We start from the raw sequence: 18683 nt of genomic DNA, 5'->3' as shown, positions 1-18683 counted from the left end.
CAATATGTAATGGAAGGAGGTTACTATATATGAACTTCGTAGAGTTAGCGAGTGATACTGGACAAGGAAGTATCTTCGCATCATTCGTACCACTTATCCTTATTGTGGTTATATTTTATTTTTTACTTATTCGTCCTCAGCAGAAGAAACAGAAGCAGCGTAATATGATGCTTCTTAATTTGGAAAAAGGGGATAAAGTTGTCACGATTGGAGGAATTCACGGTACGATCTTAGAGATAGACGATGACACTGTTGTGTTACGCATTAACGATGCAACAAAGGTGACGTTTGATCGTGCTGCGATTAACAATGTTGCTTCTCAAAGTTCTTCTTAATAGTACATAGGCAAAACATGTGTTTTATTTTTGCAAGGTAAAGAGGTTGGATAGCTTGAATGGGCTATCCGACTTTTTTATTTTCTTATAGTTCAAGTTGCTATCCTTTATGATGCATAGTATCTTCTTTATGATGCATAGTATCTTCATATTTTGGATAGCAACAAACTTTTAGCATACTCATATAGTTGTATATCTTTTTCATTGTATACTTTGATTTTATGAAGAACATGTTTTGGGATGTCATCACGTGTTGGATGGTTGCTTTTATTTGCTAACGTATATTTGTTGTTTTTCCAACCTAAGTTTTCTTTCATTAAGCGCCATGAATCATTATACAGTTCCATAATACCCACGATTAAAAATTTTTCCTTCACATTTTTCTTAGCCAAATCTATATTTGTTGTCCCATCACCAGTGAGCATTAATGTTTGTGAATTTGCGTGCCGAAAAGGATATGATGGTGGAGGATGATCAACAAATTGTTCAAAGGTATCTTTGTGTCTCCCTCTTGTAGTGTAGTAATATAATGAAATCATTCGATCAACAGGATCTCTTAGCATAGTAATATACTTTAATTCTCGATTCACGTCAGAGGGGATCATGCTTTTTTTATGCTTTTGATCCCAGAATAGATAACCAAAATGCCCAGCTATACAGTCATAATGTTCGATGTTTTTTTCTAGTACACGTTGATCTGGGGAGTTATTAATAAAGAGGCTGTTTCTATATTCTGATTGTAAAAACATTCGCATTGTCGTTCCACCGGTTTTAGATATATGACAAAACACAAGAAGTGGGTTTTTATTGATGTTGTTACTGATCATTAGCACCTCCTATATTGCTACATAATGTAGAGTATGTCTGTTGTACAATAATTGCTTGGACTACTTTATACTGAAGGACAAAATAAAAAAATCCCAGATAAACTGGGATAGGAGAACTTCGTTTGAAGTATGAATCAATCAATATGCTTGCTTTATTTATTTTTAGTAAACGGAAGTTGTACATCTAATTTAGCAAGTTTTAATCCCGTAATGGATGCAAACGTACCTAGTGCTAACCCACCTAACATATCAAGGAGCCAGTGAATGCCTAAATAAAATATAGAGAATATGATAATGACTGCACTAATACCGACAAACCATTTCCATAATGTTTGTTTAGAATGAAAAGCGAGTACGGCTAACGTTACGGATAGCGATGTATGCAAGCTAGGGAAGCAATTGTCTAGTCCTGAAAGCTTTCTATACGTTTCTTCAAAAGTTGGAAATACATCCAGCATACGAAACTCTACATTTGCTGCTGCAAATGCCCACGTTTCATCGATAGGAAAAAACAAATAGAACGGTATTGCAATAAGGTAGTTTAACATGACTGCATAACATAAAGCGTAGAATAGCTTATATTGTTTTGTATACGTATAAATACAAATAGAAGTAACCAGTAACGACTGGAAAACTACAACATAAAAGAAAACGAGTACTACCGTCAATATATGATGGTCAAAAACTGATTGAATCCAAGATACAAAATGACCTTCGATGTTATAGAACATTTCAGTGAAATCTAGATCAAGCTGTAAACGTTCTTCCAGTTGCAGTTCTAACTTATTGATGTATAGAATAACTAGCATACCTACAAAATGCAAAGCAAACTTTTTAGAAGTAAATAGCATCGAAATAAAATTCCACACAATAGGAATAGGTTGTTGCTTCAGGAAAATGAGTAAAAATAAAATGGTCGTTATCGTAGTATAAATAGAAATTTGAACCATAGATTCGAATAAAATCACGTCAGCTTCTCCTTCTCATCATTTCTTAGACAAATAAGTTGCATGAACGTGTTCAATCAACTTATTACCACTATGCATGAGATGAAGAAATTTCAATATCAACCTTTACGCCTGGCAACTGAGGCGTAAACTTGTATCTCATCATTTCTTCATCAAATAAGTTGCATGAACGTGTTCAATCAACTTATTACCACTATGCATGAGATGAAGAAATTTCAATATCAACCTTTACGCCTGGAAACTGAGGCGTAAACTTGTATCTCATCATTTCTTCATTTCATATATGTAATACAATATAAATTCACAAATACCAATTATATCATTAACAAAAAGGAATAAACAGAAAAATAAATAAAAAGACACTCTTAATGGTAAGGGTATTCCCCAGAAGCTAGATTCCTCTCTAACTTATGGGGGAAACGAATGGAGCCTTACCACAAAAGGTCTTTTTCAACTTACTATTATAGGTTTCAATTGGAATTTACGCCTATCATTCCTCCTATAGCGCCTCCAGTAAAACAGACTCCTGAAATAAGTGCTGCATGGAGAGAAGAAAAGGAATCAAAAGCAAGATAAGCAATCAGAAGAATAGCAGTGCTGTATAGTACGCCAAGCATTCCCCCATAATACCACCCTTTACTTGATACCCGTTTTCCACACATCCATCCTCCGATAAGAATGCACATAAAATGAACAAAATAAGAAACAATGTCAAGATTGCTTTCTTTCATTGCACTAAAACGTAAAACAATAGAGAGTATGAATGTGATAAAAAGCAGCATAATAAAAGCGAATGTAAGTCCACTTAATAATGAGTAAGATGTCCCATTTCGAAACGTCTTCATTTTTACGACACCTCCAAATACGCGTTAATATATGATATGCCAAGCTGATTAGGTTAGTACAACTTGTGCGAATAAATACCAAATATGACAGCATGAAAGGGCAGGCGAATACATTGGATTTAACATTGACACTGTTGCGTACCGTCATCGTATATATAACCGTATTTGTTATGTTGCGGTTAATGGGAAAACGTGAAATTGGGAAGTTGTCCGTTATTGATTTAGTCATCTCCATTATGATTGCTGAAATCTCTGTAATCATCATTGAAGATTTAGATAAATCTATACTGCAAGGCGTGCTTCCTGTTGTAGTTTTAGTTGGGATTCAAGTTTTATTGTCTCAACTGTCATTAAAGAGTAGAAAATTTCGTCTCTTACTGGAAGGCAAACCGAGCATGATTGTGGAAAATGGAAAACTGAACAATAAAGAAATGAAAAATCAAAAATATAATTTAGATGACCTCATGCTACAGCTAAGAGAAAAAGGAATTACAAATATCTCTGATGTTGAATTTGCTTTATTAGAACCTACAGGAAAGCTTTCAGTAGTAAGAGATAATAGTAAAGCATCGGGACATAGCGCACCCAAAATGAAGTCAAACAACAAATATTTTAATACAACTCAATTGAAAAACATTCATTTCACTGAATTGCCGATTCCACTTATTATGGATGGGAAAGTACAAGATCACCACTTAGAAGATATACACAAAACACGTTTCTGGTTGAAAAATGTTATTCAACAACATGGAATACAACATTTCAAAGATGTTCTGCTTTGTACGGTTAATCATAACGGAGAAATCTATGTCGATAAAAAAGATACATAGCGGTAATAAGTTGACTGAACAAGTTCATTCAACTTATCTATATAAGATAAAGAAATAATGATGTATGTTTACGCCTCAGATGCCAGGCGTAAAGGTTGTGACGTGGAGATTTCTTCATCTTATGGTTAGCGGTAATAAGTTGACTGAACAAGTTCATTCAACTTATCTATATAAGATAAAGAAATAATGAAATGCAAGTTTACGCCTCAGAAGCCAGGCGTAAAGATTGTGATGTGGAGATTTCTTCATCTTATGGTTAGCGGTAATAAGTTGACTGAACAAGTTCATTCAACTTATCTATTTCCATATTTTTTTGATGCGATGACCAAACCAAGGGACTCTTTCCATGTCATGCTTATTAATAATGTTTAGCATCAGTATCATCATAAAATACACGATGATTCCAATGAACATGGCCACAACAAGTTTGTACCATAATGTTGCTGTCCAATCACTGTTCCATATCACGTACAAAGGCATAGCCATCACCAATCCAGAAACTAAAATTTTACCTATATTCATGTGCTGTATGGAAATCGGAACGATGTGCCTCACGCTGCGAAAATGCAGTAACGTTACTGTAACAATATTAATACATATCGCCAATGCTCCCCCCATAATACCTAATTCTAATTTTGCTGCCAAAATAAAAATGAGGATAAGCTTCGTACAAGCCCCAATAAACGTATTAAGCAAAGCTTGACCTGGGCGATCTAGAGATTGTAACGCTGCTTGCAGTGGAGACTGTAAGTAAATGAACAAACCAAATGGGGCCATCCATTTTAACATTTGTCCAACAGAACGATCTCCATATAGTAATTGACAAATAGGCTCCGCTAGCACAAATATTATCACTGTAAAAGGAACACCGATCACTAAAGCAATGCGAAGAGACTGATGAATACGTAGTTGAATTGATTTGATGTTGTTTTTCACGGCAGCTTCAGACAAATTAGGTACGAGGGAGACAGCTAACGAAAAAGTAACCGCGGTAGGAATAAGTAGCAGTGGAATGACCATTCCGGTTAGTTTTCCATACAATGCGGTAGCAGTCGTAGTAGCTATTCCTGCAACGGCTAAACTTTGCACAATCATAATCGATTCTAAAAAATAGGAACTAGAACCTACTAATCTACTTCCAGTCACCGGCATCGCAATTTTGAATAAGCTTCTGAAAGATGACAGCATGTAGCCTCTTTCTTGTTTGTGTTCCTTCTCCACGGATTGTGAATCCGCTGTATCCATCTTATCTGTCTTTATACTATGTTTCCTATACTGCATGTACAACACAAGTAGTCCGAATACCTCACCGATTAAAACGCCTAACATCGCACCCGCAGCGGCAATTTCAACACCATAGTCCAATAAAAAATAGGCTAGTGCTAACATCGCAATACTTCTTACAATCGTTTCCGTAATATTAGATGCCGCAGATGGAATCATGTTTTGTCTGCCCTGAAAGTATCCTCTTAATACCGCCGAAATACTGACGATAAATATAATGGGGCTCATACTAAGAAATGTGTAGTACACTCTGTTATCTGTAAGTAAGTAATTTGAAATATAGGAAGCCAAAAGCATTGATAATACAGTGAAAAGAAGTCCTAATGTCATCGTAAATAACAAAGAAACTTTTAGAATTAATTTAATTTTCCTTTCATCTTGATTGGAACCAGCTTCCGCTACTAATTTTGCAATGGCTAGTGGGATTCCGCCTGTAATTAATGTTAAGAGAACAATGAGAAATGGATATCCCATCTGATATAACCCCACACCTTCCGCACCAATAATACGCGGAAGCATAATACGGGGTACAAAACCTAATATGCGTGTAACAATACCAGCTGCAAGCAATATCATAGCACCGTGGATAAAATTTTGTTTCGTCACTTTTTTTCCTCACTTATCCCATTTTTGAATGAACTTTCTATATGAATATGCTTGTCAACCTCAACTCATACTTACTTCTTTATCAAGAAAATTTCCACGTCATTTCATATTGTAGAAGGAGATAAGCAAGCAGTTATCGAAATTTACTATAGGATACTTGGAAGGGGTTGTTTGGATGAAAATACAAACAGACAAGCCGCTTAATGAACAGGAATTAAATGAGATGATCGAAAAACTTTGTACTGCCAAAGCGGAAGAATTTCATTTATTAGGTTATAAACAAGTAGAGGGACATGAAGTGTGGGAATGTGTAAGTCAATCTTACGCTAAAAAAGGGATGCCGCACTTGCACCAAATCGTTAGTGACATTTTGTCTTTGAAAATTACGCAGTTCATGAATTGGATGACACTTAGCATTTATCGTGAAGATCATAGTATGGATTAACCATGTTTTGAGACAACTTGAGAATTTAAGCATAAATTGACTGTCACATTTGTGATGGTATAATAATGAGGGTAAACATTTGGACGTGAAGGGAGATTTGACACAGTTGATAGACAAAAAGAGAATAGTCGCCTTTCTTGTGATCATCGTTGCGTTATTCAGCACGATGATTTGGACAGGTCCGGCTATGTTAGATGATTTAAAATTAGGATTGGATTTAAAAGGTGGTTTTGAGAGATTATATGAAGTAGAACCACTGACAGAAGGACAAGAGATTGATGCTCAGACCCTTCGTGAAGCCGCTTATAGTTTGGAAAGAAGAATTTATGCTAAAGGAGTAACAGAACCGGAGATTTTACCTGAAGGTACAAATCGTATTCGCGTTCGTTTAGCAGGTGTAGAAAATCAGGCGGAAGTGTTAGCCATTTTGGAAAAGACAGCAATATTGACATTCCGCAGTAACTTAGGTTGTGAAGATGGCGAATTTTGTAATGATGAATTAATAGGAAGTGATTTTGCAGAGGGCGGTGCATCCGTTCAGTATGATCCAACGACGAATGCCCCATATGTCAGCATCAAGCTAAAAGATGCACAGAAATTTTATGATGTAACGAAAAAGATTGCAGATGCTGCAGAAGAACAAGGTCTTCCAGGTTTACCACTTGCCATTTACTTAGATGAAGAACAAATTTCAGCACCAAATGTTAGCAATGGCATTGCTGGTGGTGATGCGATGATTTCAGGAAGCTATACATTAGATGAAGTGAAGGATTTAGTATCTATTATTAATAGCGGTGCATTGCCTGTGAAGTTGAATGAAAAATATACGCAAAGTGTAGACGCGACATTAGGTGAGGAGTCACTGGAAAAGACAGCTATCGCTGGAATCGTCGGGTCCGTCATTATTTTTGTTTTCATGATTATATATTATCGAATTCCAGGTGTAGTTTCTGTGATTACACTGATCGCTTATATATGGCTCATATTACAAGTGTTTGATTGGATGAATGCAACGTTGACGCTACCTGGAATAGCGGCACTCATACTCGGTGTCGGAATGGCAGTAGACGCCAATATCATTACTTACGAACGTATTAAAGAAGAGATGAAAAGTGGTAAAAGCATTTTGTCATCTTTAAGAGCAGGATCAAGAAACTCATTAAAAACGATACTAGATGCCAACGTAACAACCATTATTGCTGGTATAGTATTGTATTTTGTAGGTACAGGTGCCATACAAGGTTTTGCACTTTCTTTAGTGTTTAGTATTTTAGTGAGTGTCATTACGAATGTATTTTTATCCAGAGCTTTACTTCATTTACTTATTCGCTCTAAATGGGTAAACAAACCGAGCTATTTTGGAGTAAAGGAGGCAGACATCAGTGAACTCTAAAATTCAACAATTCGACTTTGTACAGAAACGCAAACCGTTCTTTTTGGTATCTGCCGCAATTATTGCTGTTGGTATAGTATTTATGCTATTGTTCGGTTTGAACCTAGGTGTAGATTTTCAATCTGGAACGAATCTAGATATTCAAGTGGAAGGAAACGCTTTAACCGTAGATGAGGCCTCGCAAATATTTGCAGATGCTGGGTTCGAGGGGACAAGTCCAACTGTTGGTGGAAGTGACTCTAACAGGGTAACAAACCGTTTCGCAGAAGTGTTAAATAACGACCAAACAACAACGATTATTGAAACTTTTGAAGCAAAGTTTGGTGAAGGAACCGTAAGTTATGAGGAAAATACGGTCGATGCTGTTATGGCAAAAGAGTTAAGTTTAAAAGCCATTTACGCCGTTTCTGTCGCAAGTATATTTATCATTCTTTACGTCACTATTCGATTTGAATGGAGATTCGCCTTAGCTGCGATTTTAGCTATCGTTCATGATGCCATGATTGTCATCAGTATATTCGCTATCTTTAGATTTGAAATTAATTTGGTCTTTATCGCTGCGATACTGACCATTATCGGTTATTCCATTAACGATACGATCGTTATTTTTGACCGTATACGTGAAAATGTGAGCAAAACAAAGAAATTAAAAACATTTCATGATTTGGCAACTATAGTGAACAATAGTATTATGCAAACATTAGCACGATCTATCAATACAGCGGTCACGGTTATATTTGCTGCTGGATGTTTATTAGTGCTCGGTAGTCCAGCGATCAAAGTATTTTCACTAGCGATATTGATCGGCTTAATTAGTGGTGCATATTCATCTATTTTTATCGCCAGTCCAATTTGGTTAGAGTTTAAAAAGAATAGCATTAATAAGCCTAAGAAATCTACGACAGAAGTTTAAGATACAAGCCGTGGATATGAGCAAGATGTTCACGGCTTTTTTATGTTGATTTTTTTAAAATAGACAAGGAGTGTGTCCATGACGGAGCAGAGGTTTAAAAAGGCGGAATTTGCGGCTTGGATAGGAATTATTGGTAATGCACTGCTTGCTGTGATGAAAGGAATCATTGGAGTTATATCTAATAGTAAAGCTTTGATTGCTGATGCCGCACATTCAGCTTCTGATGTTGGCGGTTCATTTGCTGTGCTAATTGGAATCAAAGCAGCGAAAATGCCACCTGATAAAGATCATCCATACGGGCATGGAAAAGCGGAGTCCATTGCCGCTATTATCGTTTCTGTTTTATTGTTGATTATCGGCTTTGAAATTGCATCCAGTACCATTCAAACGCTCATATCTGGAGTAGAGGAGCCTCCGAAAGGTATTGCGATCATAGCGCTTATCGTATCCATTATTGTAAAAGAAGCGATGTATCAGTATAAATATCGTTTAGGGAAACAATTATCTTCTCAAGCTTTAATCGCCAATGCAATTGAGCATCGCTCAGATGTGTTTTCTTCTTTCGCGGCATTGTTAGGTGTCATTGGAGCTTTGATTGGTAATGCATTAGATATGCCGTATTTGTTATATTTAGATCCAATTGCGGGTATTTTTGTTGCTTTGCTTATCATGAAAATGGGATATGGATTAGTAAAAGAAGCCATTCACAATACGATGGATCATGTGCTTCATGATGAGGATGCAGCAGGCATTAAAGAGGCTGCATTAAAAGTTCAAGGCGTCATTAACATTGATGAACTAAGAGCCAGAGAACATGGTCACTATGTTATTGTTGATGTTAAATTGAGCGTTAGCCCAAATATATCTGTGCAAGATGGTCATAGTATCGGCAAAAAAGTGAAAAAGACATTGATGGAACAATTTAATCACGTAGCGGACGTGTTCGTACATGTGAATCCTTACAAAGCTGATTTTCCCTATGAAGATATTGGAAGCGCTTTGAAAACCAGTAGTTCTAAATTGATTCATTAGTAAAAGGAGGGATGTCATGTCTAAAAAGAAAATGCAATGGAAGGTGACACCACCTGATCAGGCTAATGTTCAAGTTTTAGTGGAATCACTGCATATTGATCCTTTAGTTGCAAAAGTGTTAATTACTCGCGGAATAACTTCTGTTGATGCTGCACGAGCTTTTCTGTCTCCAGAAACACAAGGGTTTTACGATCCATTTCTTATGGATGGGATGCAAGATGCGGTGGATAGGGTTAGACAGGCAATAGAAGCAGGGGAGCGTATTCGAATTTACGGTGATTACGACGCAGATGGTATTAGCAGTACGTCACTCATGATTCAGTTATTGCGGCATGTGAACGCTAATTTTGATTATTATATACCACACCGTTTTCATGAAGGTTACGGCTTAAATATAGATGCCATATCCGCTGCAAAACAAGATGGAGTTAGCCTTATTATTACGGTAGATAATGGAATAAGCGCAGTGGAGCAAATTGCTCATGCTAATGAGCTTGGTCTGGATGTTGTGGTAACGGATCATCATGAACCACCAGCAGTACTACCGGATGCATTGTGTATAGTGAATCCAAAGAAAGAGGGATGTTCCTATCCTTTTAAAGATTTGGCAGGTGTAGGTGTTGCATTTAAGTTTGCACATGCTTTACTGGGAGAAGTACCGCATTGGTTGCTTGAACTTGTTACCTTAGGTACGGTTGCAGACTTGATGCCTCTATTAGACGAGAATCGTTTGTTTGTAACGTTAGGATTATCTCTGATGAACGATAGTGCGTATCCTGGAATTGCCGCATTGTTCGACGTAGCTGGTGTGAACTCCACTATACAATGTGAAGATGTTGCCTTTTCTCTAGCTCCTCGTATTAACGCCAGTGGCAGATTGCAGCACGCCGATACTGCAGTGGAGCTTTTGACGACAAAAGATAGCTCTCTTGCAGAAGTACTAGCAAAAGAACTTCATCAACTTAATCAACAGCGACAGAAATTAGTCTCTGATATGGTGAAGGAAGCCCTTGCGCAATTAGAACAAGTGAAAGACGATGACGTCATTGTTTTAGCTGGAGAAGGTTGGAATATCGGTGTTATCGGTATTGTTGCTGCAAAAATATTGGAAAAGACGTATCGTCCTACGATTATATTGAATATAGATCATGAAACAGGTTTAGCAAAAGGTTCGGCACGTTCTATACCTGCATTTGATATTTATAGTGCATTGAAGGCATCTTCTTCTTATATGGATCACTTTGGTGGTCATGAAGGCGCGGCAGGGATGACGATGAACATAGAACATATTGATGATTTTAGAATAAAGTTAAATGAAATTGCAAAGGAATGGTTAACGGAGGATGATTTTATTCCTTCTATCGACGTTGATTTGGAATGTGAAATAGAAGAGATTACAGTAGCTTCAATACAGAGTGTCCAAGCTTTAGCTCCGTTTGGTAAAGCGAATCCTGCCCCTGTTGTTGCACTTCGTACTTTACATGTCGAAGACGCTAGATTTTTAGGGAAGCAGCAAAATCATTTGAAACTAAAGGTCAAGGGTGAGTCTAGACATGCGTTAGACGCTATATATTTTAATTATGGATACGAACCACATGAAATTAAAAAAGACATGATCATCAGTTTATGTGGTGAGTTATCTTTAAATGAGTGGAACGGTAATATTACGCCACAAGTTAGGCTGAAAGATATACAGTCCAATGGCTTTGATTTGATTGACATTAGAAATAGGAAACTACAGCCTTCGTTACCTCAATGGTTAGATAGCCTGAGAAAAGAAGATAATAAAAATGGTATTATATTTTTTTCAAAAGAAATGGCACAACAAGTCCAACATATGATACAGTCTTATAGTGGCGGTATGTGGTTGATAAAGCATGATCAGGCTGTTGCTCTTGGGGATAATGATATTTCTTTATCCGAGGTGCAGCAATGTTTTATTGTGGACTGCCCTCCTTCTTTACTGCCTTTTACATGGTTGATGAAGCATGTGCCGTCATTAGAGAAGTTATGTATTAACTTTAGTGTAGTTGGTGAAAGTCAGATTCCTTCACGAGAGAAATTTGCGATACTGTATAAAATGTTGCAACAAATGAACGTGATGACTTTAAATGAAGAATTTACAACGGAAATAAGGGATAAATATTATATTTCACATCAACAGTTACGTTTTATTTTGAGTGTTTTCGAAGAGCTTGGATTTGTGGAACAAGAGAATGGTGAATATCATTTTATTCCCTCACCCCAGAAGAAACCTCTTCACACATCGTTAATATATAAACAACAATACGAAAATGAACAACTTGTCAGAAGTACGTTGCTTCAGTCTTCTACTATGATGTTATACAAGTGGATTAATGAGCAAAGAAATGAACAAAGTAATCAAAATGAATTTATGGAGGAAGTAATGGTATGAATTTTAAAGAACATATTCGTGTTATCGAAGATTTCCCACAACAAGGAATTAGGTTTAAGGACATCACAACCTTATTGAAAAATGGGCAAATGTATAAGGCCGCAATAGATGAATTGAGAGAAAAAGTGAAACACTTGGAGATCGACCTCATCGCTGGTCCTGAAGCAAGAGGATTCGTCGTAGGTGCACCTCTCGCTTATGCTTTAGATGTTGGGTTTATTCCTATACGTAAAAGTGGAAAATTACCAGGCGAAACGATAGAGGCAGATTATAATTTGGAGTACGGAAAAGATAAATTAGCCATGCATAAAGATGCTATTTTACCAGGTCAAAAAGTGTTAATTGCAGATGATTTACTTGCTACTGGTGGAACGATTCAAACTTCCATTGATCTCATCAAGCAATTAGGCGGAGAAGTGATAGGTTCAGCATTTATGATTGAATTGATGAGTTTAAATGGTAGGGATAAATTACCAAGTGAATTAGAGATCATCACGTTAATGCAATACTAAAATGACATATTTCTTTTAGTGTAGAACTCTCTTTTGTGAGCCACAGTTTAGGCATAACTGTAGTTTGCAAAAGGGGGTTTTTTTGTTATGCATAAATTAGAGGGGCAAAAAAATGTGATACGTGTTATAAACACAGGAAATTTTATGATAGATGCATACGATAGATTATTGTACGGAAGGAGGGTGAAATAGCATAGTTAATATTACAAATATTTTAATAAATAGCGGGTTTGAAACTGGTTCAATTGCTCCATGGACGGGTCAGAAAGTATCCATCACAGTCATACCAGGACCAGTTTTTACAGGATCATTTAGTGCACTATTAGCTGAAGGAAACGTCAATGCTTTTATTATGCAAGACGTGGCAGTTACAGCAGGGCAGAGTTATGACCTATTTTTAGCGATAGCAGCTAATAAAGAGGGACAATCGCCTAGTGTATCTATAACATTGCAATTTTTAAATGATAATAATACATTTCTTGGATACGGAATAAATACAACTATATTTTGGAACCAACTACCAAACGCTGCAAAAGGATGTTATAAGTCCGTTGATTTTGTTAGTGGAGTTGCTCCAGCAGGAACAACTAAAGCGAGATTAGTTATTGCAAAATTAGGACTTGCGAATAGTACAGGAGTCATATTAGATAGAGTGAAATTAATGAGATGGGATGGTATAGCAGGTCCAACGGGCGCAGCGGGAATGACTGGCGCAACCGGAGTAACGGGAGCCACCGGCCCGACAGGAGCCACGGGATCAACCGGCTCGACAGGTTCAACCGGCTCGACAGGTTCAACCGGAGCAATGGGAGTCACGGGCCCGACGGGAACCACCGGTACGGCAGGCTCAACAGGAGCGACTGGACTGACAGGAACAACAGGTCCAAGTGGTTCAACCGGAGCAACTGGCGCAACAGGTTCGACAGGAACAACGGGAGCCACAGGAGCAAAAGGTTCAACCGGCTCGACCGGTACGTCAGGCTCCACCGGCACCACGGGAGCCACGGGATCAAGTGGCGCAACAGGTCCGACCGGATCAACGGGCTCAACGGGTCCGACAGGCGCCACAGGAACCACTGGATCAACGGGAATGACAGGCTCAACCGGCGCCACTGGCACAACAGGTTCGACAGGAACAACCGGATCAACAGGCTCAACAGGTTCGACCGGCGCAACCGGGGCCACGGGATCAACAGGTTCAACGGGCTCAACGGGATCAACAGGTTCAACGGGCGCAACAGGTTCAACGGGTTCCATTGGAACCACTGGCGCAACGGGAGTCACAGGTCCAACCGGCCCGACCGGTACGTCAGGCTCAACCGGGGCCACGGGATCAACAGGTTCAACAGGCTCAACAGGCTCGACAGGCTCAACGGGAGCAATGGGAGCCACCGGATCAACCGGTTCAACCGGTTCAACAGGCTCAACGGGTTCAACAGGAGCAACGGGTGCAACAGGTCCGACCGGAGCAACGGGCTCAACGGGCTCAACCGGAGCCACAGGTTCAACAGGCTCAACCGGCCCGACTGGCTCAACCGGAGCGACAGGTCCAACCGGAACAACAGGAACCACAGGATCTGCGGGAATGACAGGCACAACCGGAGCAACAGGAGCCACAGGCCCAACTGGCTCAACGGGCGTAATTGGTCCGACCGGCGCAATGGGCTCAACGGGCGCAACAGGCATAACGGGCTCAACGGGTGCAACAGGGTCGACGGGAGCCACTGGCGAAACGGGCTCAACGGGCCCGACAGGCTCAGCAGGTCCAACCGGAGCAACGGGCTCAACGGGCTCAACGGGTTCAACAGGTTCAACGGGCGATACGGGCGCAACAGGTTCAACGGGTTCAACAGGAACAACCGGAGCAACGGGCTCAACGGGTTCGACCGGCTCAACGGGGGCAACCGGAGCAACCGGCTCAACGGGTGCAACAGGGTCGACGGGCGCAACGGGTTCAACCGGCGCAACAGGTCCAACAGGTTCAACGGGCGCAACCGGTTCCATTGGAACCACTGGCTCAACGGGAGTCACAGGTCCAACCGGCCCGACCGGTCCGGCAGGCGCAACCGGGGCCACGGGATCAACAGGTTCAATAGGCTCAACCGGCGTAACTGGCGCAACGGGTCCAACCGGCGCAACAGGCTCGACAGGTTCAACCGGAGCAATGGGAGTCACCGGCCCGACGGGAACCACCGGTCCGGCAGGCTCAACAGGAGCGACTGGACTGACAGGAACAACCGGAGCAACGGGCGCAACCGGTTCGACAGGAACAACGGGCGCAACAGGCTCCACCGGCGCAACGGGAGCAATGGGAGCCACTGGATCCACCGGTTCGACCGGCGCCACGGGTTCAACCGGCTCAATGGGAGTCACGGGCTCGACGGGTCCATCTGGCACAATGGGTTCAACCGGAGCCACTGGAGCAAGTGGAACAACAGGTCCAAGTGGTCCAACCGGCTCGACCGGTACGGCAGGCTCCACCGGCGCAGCGGGAGCAACGGGATCAACAGGTTCAACAGGCTCCACCGGCGCAACGGGTTCAACTGGTCCAACAGGTTCAACGGGAGCAGCAGGTTCGACAGGCGCAACAGGAACAACGGGAGTCACGGGGGCAACAGGCTCGACGGGTCCATCCGGCTCAACAGGATCAACCGGAACAACTGGTACGGCAGGAGCCACCGGTCCGACCGGCGCAACGGGTTCAACAGGTTCAACCGGCTCAACCGGAGCCACAGGTTCAACAGGCGCAACAGGGATCACTGGATCTGCGGGAATGACCGGCTCCACCGGCGCAACAGGAGCAAGTGGGATAGGTTTAGCATCTGCAGCATTTCTTTTTGCAACTGGTGCGACAACTGTAACTGCTGGATCTTCTGTAAATTTCACAAATGCTGGTTTGATTTTTGGGTCTGATATTTCTTTTACACCAACAAGTTCAATGATAATAATTAATACTACGGGTGTATACTCCGTTAGTTTTAATCTTCTTAAGGATACTGTTGCACCTAGGTCGTTTGCAATACAATTCAATGGATCAGTGGTACCTACTTTAGATTCAATATTTTTTTCAGGTAGAGAGAGAAGCATTCAAGGAGAAATATTGTTTAATGCTGGAGTAACAGGAACAGTCACTTTCACCTCACAAGAAGGTGCAATGTCTACTGTTTTAGATAATAGTGGGGAAATTAATGCATCAATTGTCATAAAAAAACTATCATAAAATACAAATATAAAATTTAGCGTAGTATTATGATGAGGAAAGTTGTATCTTAATAACTTTCCTCTTTGCTTTATATCAAAATAGTATAATTTTGATTTGCTATTTATAATGTAAAACATCTCAAAGTAACCATCATTCCTCGTCTTATTATAATCGCACAGGAATTTTCAAAGAAGGATTCATATTATAGATTAGTTTAAAGGAAAGGATGGTGAACAATATCGTTAATATAACCAATATCTTAATAAACGGCGGTTTTGAAACAGGATCATTGGCTCCGTGGGAAGGTCAAGAAGCAACAATCACAACCGTACCGGGTCCTGTATTTACAGGATCACATAGTGTATTGTTAGCAGAAGGGAATACAGATGCATTTATTCTTCAGGAAGTTCCAGTCACAGAAGGACAAAGTTATGATTTATTTTTAGCAATCGCAGCTAATAAGGCAGGACAGTCACCTAGTGTATCTATAACATTTCTATATTTGGATGATAATAATGCTTTTTTAGGATTTGGGATAAACTCAACTATATTTTGGGACCAGCTACCAAATGCTATTAAGGGAAGTTATAAATCAGTTAATTTTGTCAGTTCAGTAGCTCCTATGGGGGCAACAAAAGCATTAGTAGTTATTACAAAGCTAGCTCTTCCATATGGAACCGGAGTCATTGTAGATAGAGTAAAATTAATGAGATGGGATGGTATAGCAGGTCCTACAGGTGCGATGGGAGCTACAGGCACAACGGGAGCAACAGGTGCAACGGGTTCAACTGGCTCAACGGGTTCAACAGGTCCGACCGGAGCAACGGGCTCAACGGGCGCAACCGGAGCGACAGGTTCAACCGGCCCAACCGGAGCCACAGGAACAACCGGCTCAACCGGTCCGACAGGTCCAACAGGAACAACCGGCTCAACTGGAGCAACGGGCTCAACTGGCTCAACTGGAGCAACGGGTCCGACCGGAGCAACGGGCTCAACGGGAGCAACCGGAGCGACAGGTTCAACAGGCTCAACCGGAGCGACAGGCACAACGGGAGCAACAGGTCCAACCGGAGCAACAGGAGTAACCGGCTCAACGGGTTCAACCGGCCCGACAGGCACAACGGGAGCAACAGGTCCAACGGGCTCAACGGGCGCAACCGGATCAACAGGTGCAACGGGTTCAACAGGCTCAACGGGTTCAACCGGAGCGACCGGCGCAACTGGCTCAACGGGTTCAACAGGTCCGACCGGCTCAACGGGAGCAACCGGAGCGACAGGTCCAACCGGAGCAACAGGAGTAACCGGCTCAACGGGAGCAATCGGAGCCACAGGTTCAACGGGCTCAACGGGCTCAACGGGCTCAACGGGTCCGACCGGGGCAACCGGAGTAACCGGCTCAACGGGTCCAACGGGAGCAACCGGAGCCACAGGTCCAACGGGCTCAACCGGTCCGACCGGCGCAACCGGCTCAACGGGCGCAACCGGAGCCACAGGTTCAACGGGCTCAACGGGCTCAACGGGCTCAACCGGCGCAACGGGTTCAACAGGCTCAACGGGAGCAACCGGAGCCACAGGCACAACGGGAGCAACGGGCTCGACCGGCGCAACGGGAGCAACAGGAGTAACTGGCCCAACGGGCTCAACGGGCTCAACGGGAGCAACCGGAGCGACAGGTCCAACGGGAGCAACAGGAGTAACCGGAGTAACCGGCGCAACGGGAGCAACAGGAGTAACCGGCCCAACGGGCACAACCGGAGCGACAGGTCCAACCGGCGCAACGGGTTCAACAGGCTCAACGGGAGCAACCGGAGCCACAGGCACAACGGGAGCAACGGGCTCGACCGGCGCAACGGGAGCAACAGGAGTAACTGGCCCAACCGGCCCAACCGGTCAAACAGGAACAACGGGTCCGACAGGTCCAACCGGCTCAACGGGAGCAACCGGAGTAACTGGCCCGACAGGTCCAACCGGAGCTACAGGCCCAACTGGCCCGACAGGTCCGACAGGTCCAACGGGTGACGACGAAGGATTTCTTTCATTTAACTGGGGTTTCAATTCAAATGAGGGAACAATAGTTTCTGATGCATGGACTGGTTTTGCAAATGTTACAGCAAACAACCAAACTTATCATATTTACACTGCTAGTAATTCTAACATCGTAACTGTAGATGCATTTATCCTAATAGAAGATAATACTAATAATGCAGTTTTAAACATTGAAGAAATTTTGCCAGCACAATTTAATTCAGGACCTGGAACACCAATGCCGTTAACTTTCATTTCATTTGCTCCAGACCCATTGGCAGGTGTAACAGTAATGCAAAGTGGTGCAAATGGCATATTATTTGATAATAATAATGGGGATGATCGTGTAGTTAAGGTAACATTTACTGTCGAACCAACTACAGATTGTAGTGTATGGTATTGGAGGGTAACAGATTCTGATAATGACGATGATTTATTTTTAGCAAGTATAAAAATATTACGCTAGTTTAATTAACAAAAGAGAAGGGACGATTGTAGTGACCTCCAAAAGTTAGTGTTTCACTTCACCTGAGGCCATTACGTACGTAACCTTCTCTTTTTTTCTTTTTTCAATTAAAGCACATATTAGGATGACAAAGAGAACCTATAGTCCTTATCGCATTACATATTCAACTACTCTTCATCTTCCATCTTCTCAACGATTTCTTTCTTTTGCTTCTCACTAACACTATCATCAATAAGATGCTGATTGGATAGACTTTCTACTGCATCGTATTCTGCATACAAAGTAGACGTAATAGCTTTTTTCTTTTGTTCTTCTTCTAATTGCGGATGCTGTTTATACAATGTTTCCAATTTTTTATGAGACTTGTTTAATCCATCTTCAAGCGTGTGAAGGGCGAAGCCCAACGATAAGGTGGAGATGAATTTCGATTGGCGTTAGCCAAAATTATTGTATGTTATTTTCAACATTGATATAATCAGTACTAGTGAGTAGAAAGGTTGTTATATCAATGAAGTTAGATAACAATAATCACTCAGTTTTCTCACTGCATTATCACCTTGTTTTGGTAGTGAAATATCGTATCG

The 18683-nt window shown here is 41.3% G+C and carries 15 protein-coding genes and 1 pseudogene; 11 read left to right on the top strand and 5 right to left on the bottom strand.

Annotated elements, in window-relative coordinates; translation table 11 throughout:
* Positions 1 to 29 precede the first annotated feature (29 nt).
* Positions 30 to 335 carry a preprotein translocase subunit YajC gene (yajC, locus tag D1Z92_RS12180; RefSeq protein WP_128895952.1) on the top strand — a complete coding sequence of 102 codons (306 nt, stop codon included), beginning with the start codon at positions 30 to 32 and terminating at the stop codon, positions 333 to 335.
* A gap of 146 nt (positions 336 to 481) precedes the next feature.
* Here the strand turns inward: yajC and D1Z92_RS12175 are convergent, their stop codons facing one another.
* The 3 genes from D1Z92_RS12175 to D1Z92_RS12165 all read right to left on the bottom strand — a co-directional run bounded on the left by D1Z92_RS12175 (position 482) and on the right by D1Z92_RS12165 (position 2975).
* Positions 482 to 1162 carry a sulfotransferase family 2 domain-containing protein gene (locus tag D1Z92_RS12175; RefSeq protein WP_128895951.1) on the bottom strand — a complete coding sequence of 227 codons (681 nt, stop codon included), beginning with the start codon at positions 1160 to 1162 and terminating at the stop codon, positions 482 to 484.
* A gap of 152 nt (positions 1163 to 1314) precedes the next feature.
* Positions 1315 to 2130 carry a phosphatase PAP2 family protein gene (locus tag D1Z92_RS12170; protein ID WP_128895950.1) on the bottom strand — a complete coding sequence of 272 codons (816 nt, stop codon included), beginning with the start codon at positions 2128 to 2130 and terminating at the stop codon, positions 1315 to 1317.
* Between the two features lie 470 nt (positions 2131 to 2600).
* The gene (locus D1Z92_RS12165; protein ID WP_128895949.1) at positions 2601 to 2975 is read right to left on the bottom strand and encodes a TIGR04086 family membrane protein; all 375 of its coding nucleotides are present in this window, start codon (positions 2973 to 2975) and stop codon (positions 2601 to 2603) included.
* Between the two features lie 113 nt (positions 2976 to 3088).
* On the opposite strand from D1Z92_RS12165, the gene D1Z92_RS12160 reads away from it, so the two are divergent.
* Positions 3089 to 3805, top strand: a complete 717-nt coding sequence (locus D1Z92_RS12160; protein ID WP_240666718.1) for a DUF421 domain-containing protein — start codon at positions 3089 to 3091, stop codon at positions 3803 to 3805.
* 297 nt (positions 3806 to 4102) lie between these two features.
* On the opposite strand, the gene spoVB is transcribed toward D1Z92_RS12160, so the two are convergent.
* A complete protein-coding gene (gene spoVB / locus D1Z92_RS12155; protein ID WP_128895948.1) occupies positions 4103 to 5695 on the bottom strand; it encodes a stage V sporulation protein B in 1593 nt (530 codons plus the stop codon).
* Positions 5696 to 5870: 175 nt separating this feature from the next.
* Between spoVB and D1Z92_RS12150 the strand changes: the two genes are divergently transcribed.
* From D1Z92_RS12150 to D1Z92_RS17970, 8 genes are all read left to right on the top strand, one after another.
* Positions 5871 to 6140, top strand: coding sequence for a post-transcriptional regulator (locus D1Z92_RS12150; protein WP_128895947.1), 270 nt, complete (start codon positions 5871 to 5873; stop codon positions 6138 to 6140).
* A 109-nt stretch (positions 6141 to 6249) separates the two neighbouring features.
* Positions 6250 to 7533 carry a protein translocase subunit SecD gene (secD, locus tag D1Z92_RS12145; protein ID WP_128896009.1) on the top strand — a complete coding sequence of 428 codons (1284 nt, stop codon included), beginning with the start codon at positions 6250 to 6252 and terminating at the stop codon, positions 7531 to 7533.
* Positions 7523 to 8446: a protein translocase subunit SecF gene (gene secF, locus D1Z92_RS12140; RefSeq protein WP_128895946.1), complete on the top strand. Its 924-nt coding sequence runs from the start codon at positions 7523 to 7525 to the stop codon at positions 8444 to 8446. Before secD ends, secF begins: the two co-directional genes overlap by 11 nt.
* Before the next feature lie 72 nt (positions 8447 to 8518).
* Positions 8519 to 9478, top strand: a complete 960-nt coding sequence (locus D1Z92_RS12135) for a cation diffusion facilitator family transporter (RefSeq protein WP_503104915.1) — start codon at positions 8519 to 8521, stop codon at positions 9476 to 9478.
* A 16-nt stretch (positions 9479 to 9494) separates the two neighbouring features.
* A complete protein-coding gene (gene recJ, locus D1Z92_RS12130; protein WP_128895944.1) occupies positions 9495 to 11894 on the top strand; it encodes a single-stranded-DNA-specific exonuclease RecJ in 2400 nt (799 codons plus the stop codon).
* The gene (locus D1Z92_RS12125; protein WP_128895943.1) at positions 11891 to 12406 is read left to right on the top strand and encodes an adenine phosphoribosyltransferase; all 516 of its coding nucleotides are present in this window, start codon (positions 11891 to 11893) and stop codon (positions 12404 to 12406) included. The genes recJ and D1Z92_RS12125 overlap by 4 nt, the downstream gene beginning before the upstream one ends.
* A 193-nt stretch (positions 12407 to 12599) precedes the next feature.
* A complete protein-coding gene (locus tag D1Z92_RS17975) occupies positions 12600 to 15626 on the top strand; it encodes an NTTRR-F1 domain (protein WP_442404256.1) in 3027 nt (1008 codons plus the stop codon).
* Between the two features lie 211 nt (positions 15627 to 15837).
* Complete coding sequence (locus tag D1Z92_RS17970; protein ID WP_206099754.1) at positions 15838 to 18099, top strand: NTTRR-F1 domain; 2262 nt, start codon at positions 15838 to 15840, stop codon at positions 18097 to 18099.
* Positions 18100 to 18266: 167 nt separating this feature from the next.
* Here the strand turns inward: D1Z92_RS17970 and D1Z92_RS17345 are convergent, their stop codons facing one another.
* On the bottom strand, positions 18267 to 18440 hold the full coding sequence (locus tag D1Z92_RS17345) for a hypothetical protein (RefSeq protein ID WP_164931602.1): 174 nt from the start codon (positions 18438 to 18440) through the stop codon (positions 18267 to 18269).
* A 167-nt stretch (positions 18441 to 18607) separates the two neighbouring features.
* Here D1Z92_RS17345 and D1Z92_RS17750 point away from each other — a divergent pair.
* A pseudogene (locus D1Z92_RS17750) lies at positions 18608 to 18683 on the top strand (IS200/IS605 family transposase); the annotation flags it as partial.

Source organism: Longirhabdus pacifica, assembly GCF_004115085.1.
GTDB classification, from domain to species: Bacteria; Bacillota; Bacilli; order Paenibacillales; family DSM-105158; genus Longirhabdus; species Longirhabdus pacifica.
This window is presented reverse-complemented; position numbering and strand designations above follow the sequence as displayed.

Excerpts from the sequence above, each read along its gene's own strand:
- D1Z92_RS12165 (WP_128895949.1), bottom strand. The coding sequence starts at position 2,975 with ATGAAGACGTTTCGAAATGGGACATCTTACTCATTATTAAGTGGACTT.
- recJ (WP_128895944.1), top strand. The coding sequence starts at position 9,495 with ATGTCTAAAAAGAAAATGCAATGGAAGGTGACACCACCTGATCAGGCT.
- D1Z92_RS12175 (WP_128895951.1), bottom strand. The coding sequence starts at position 1,162 with ATGATCAGTAACAACATCAATAAAAACCCACTTCTTGTGTTTTGTCAT.
- D1Z92_RS12125 (WP_128895943.1), top strand. The coding sequence starts at position 11,891 with ATGAATTTTAAAGAACATATTCGTGTTATCGAAGATTTCCCACAACAA.
- yajC (WP_128895952.1), top strand. The coding sequence starts at position 30 with ATGAACTTCGTAGAGTTAGCGAGTGATACTGGACAAGGAAGTATCTTC.
- D1Z92_RS12150 (WP_128895947.1), top strand. The coding sequence starts at position 5,871 with ATGAAAATACAAACAGACAAGCCGCTTAATGAACAGGAATTAAATGAG.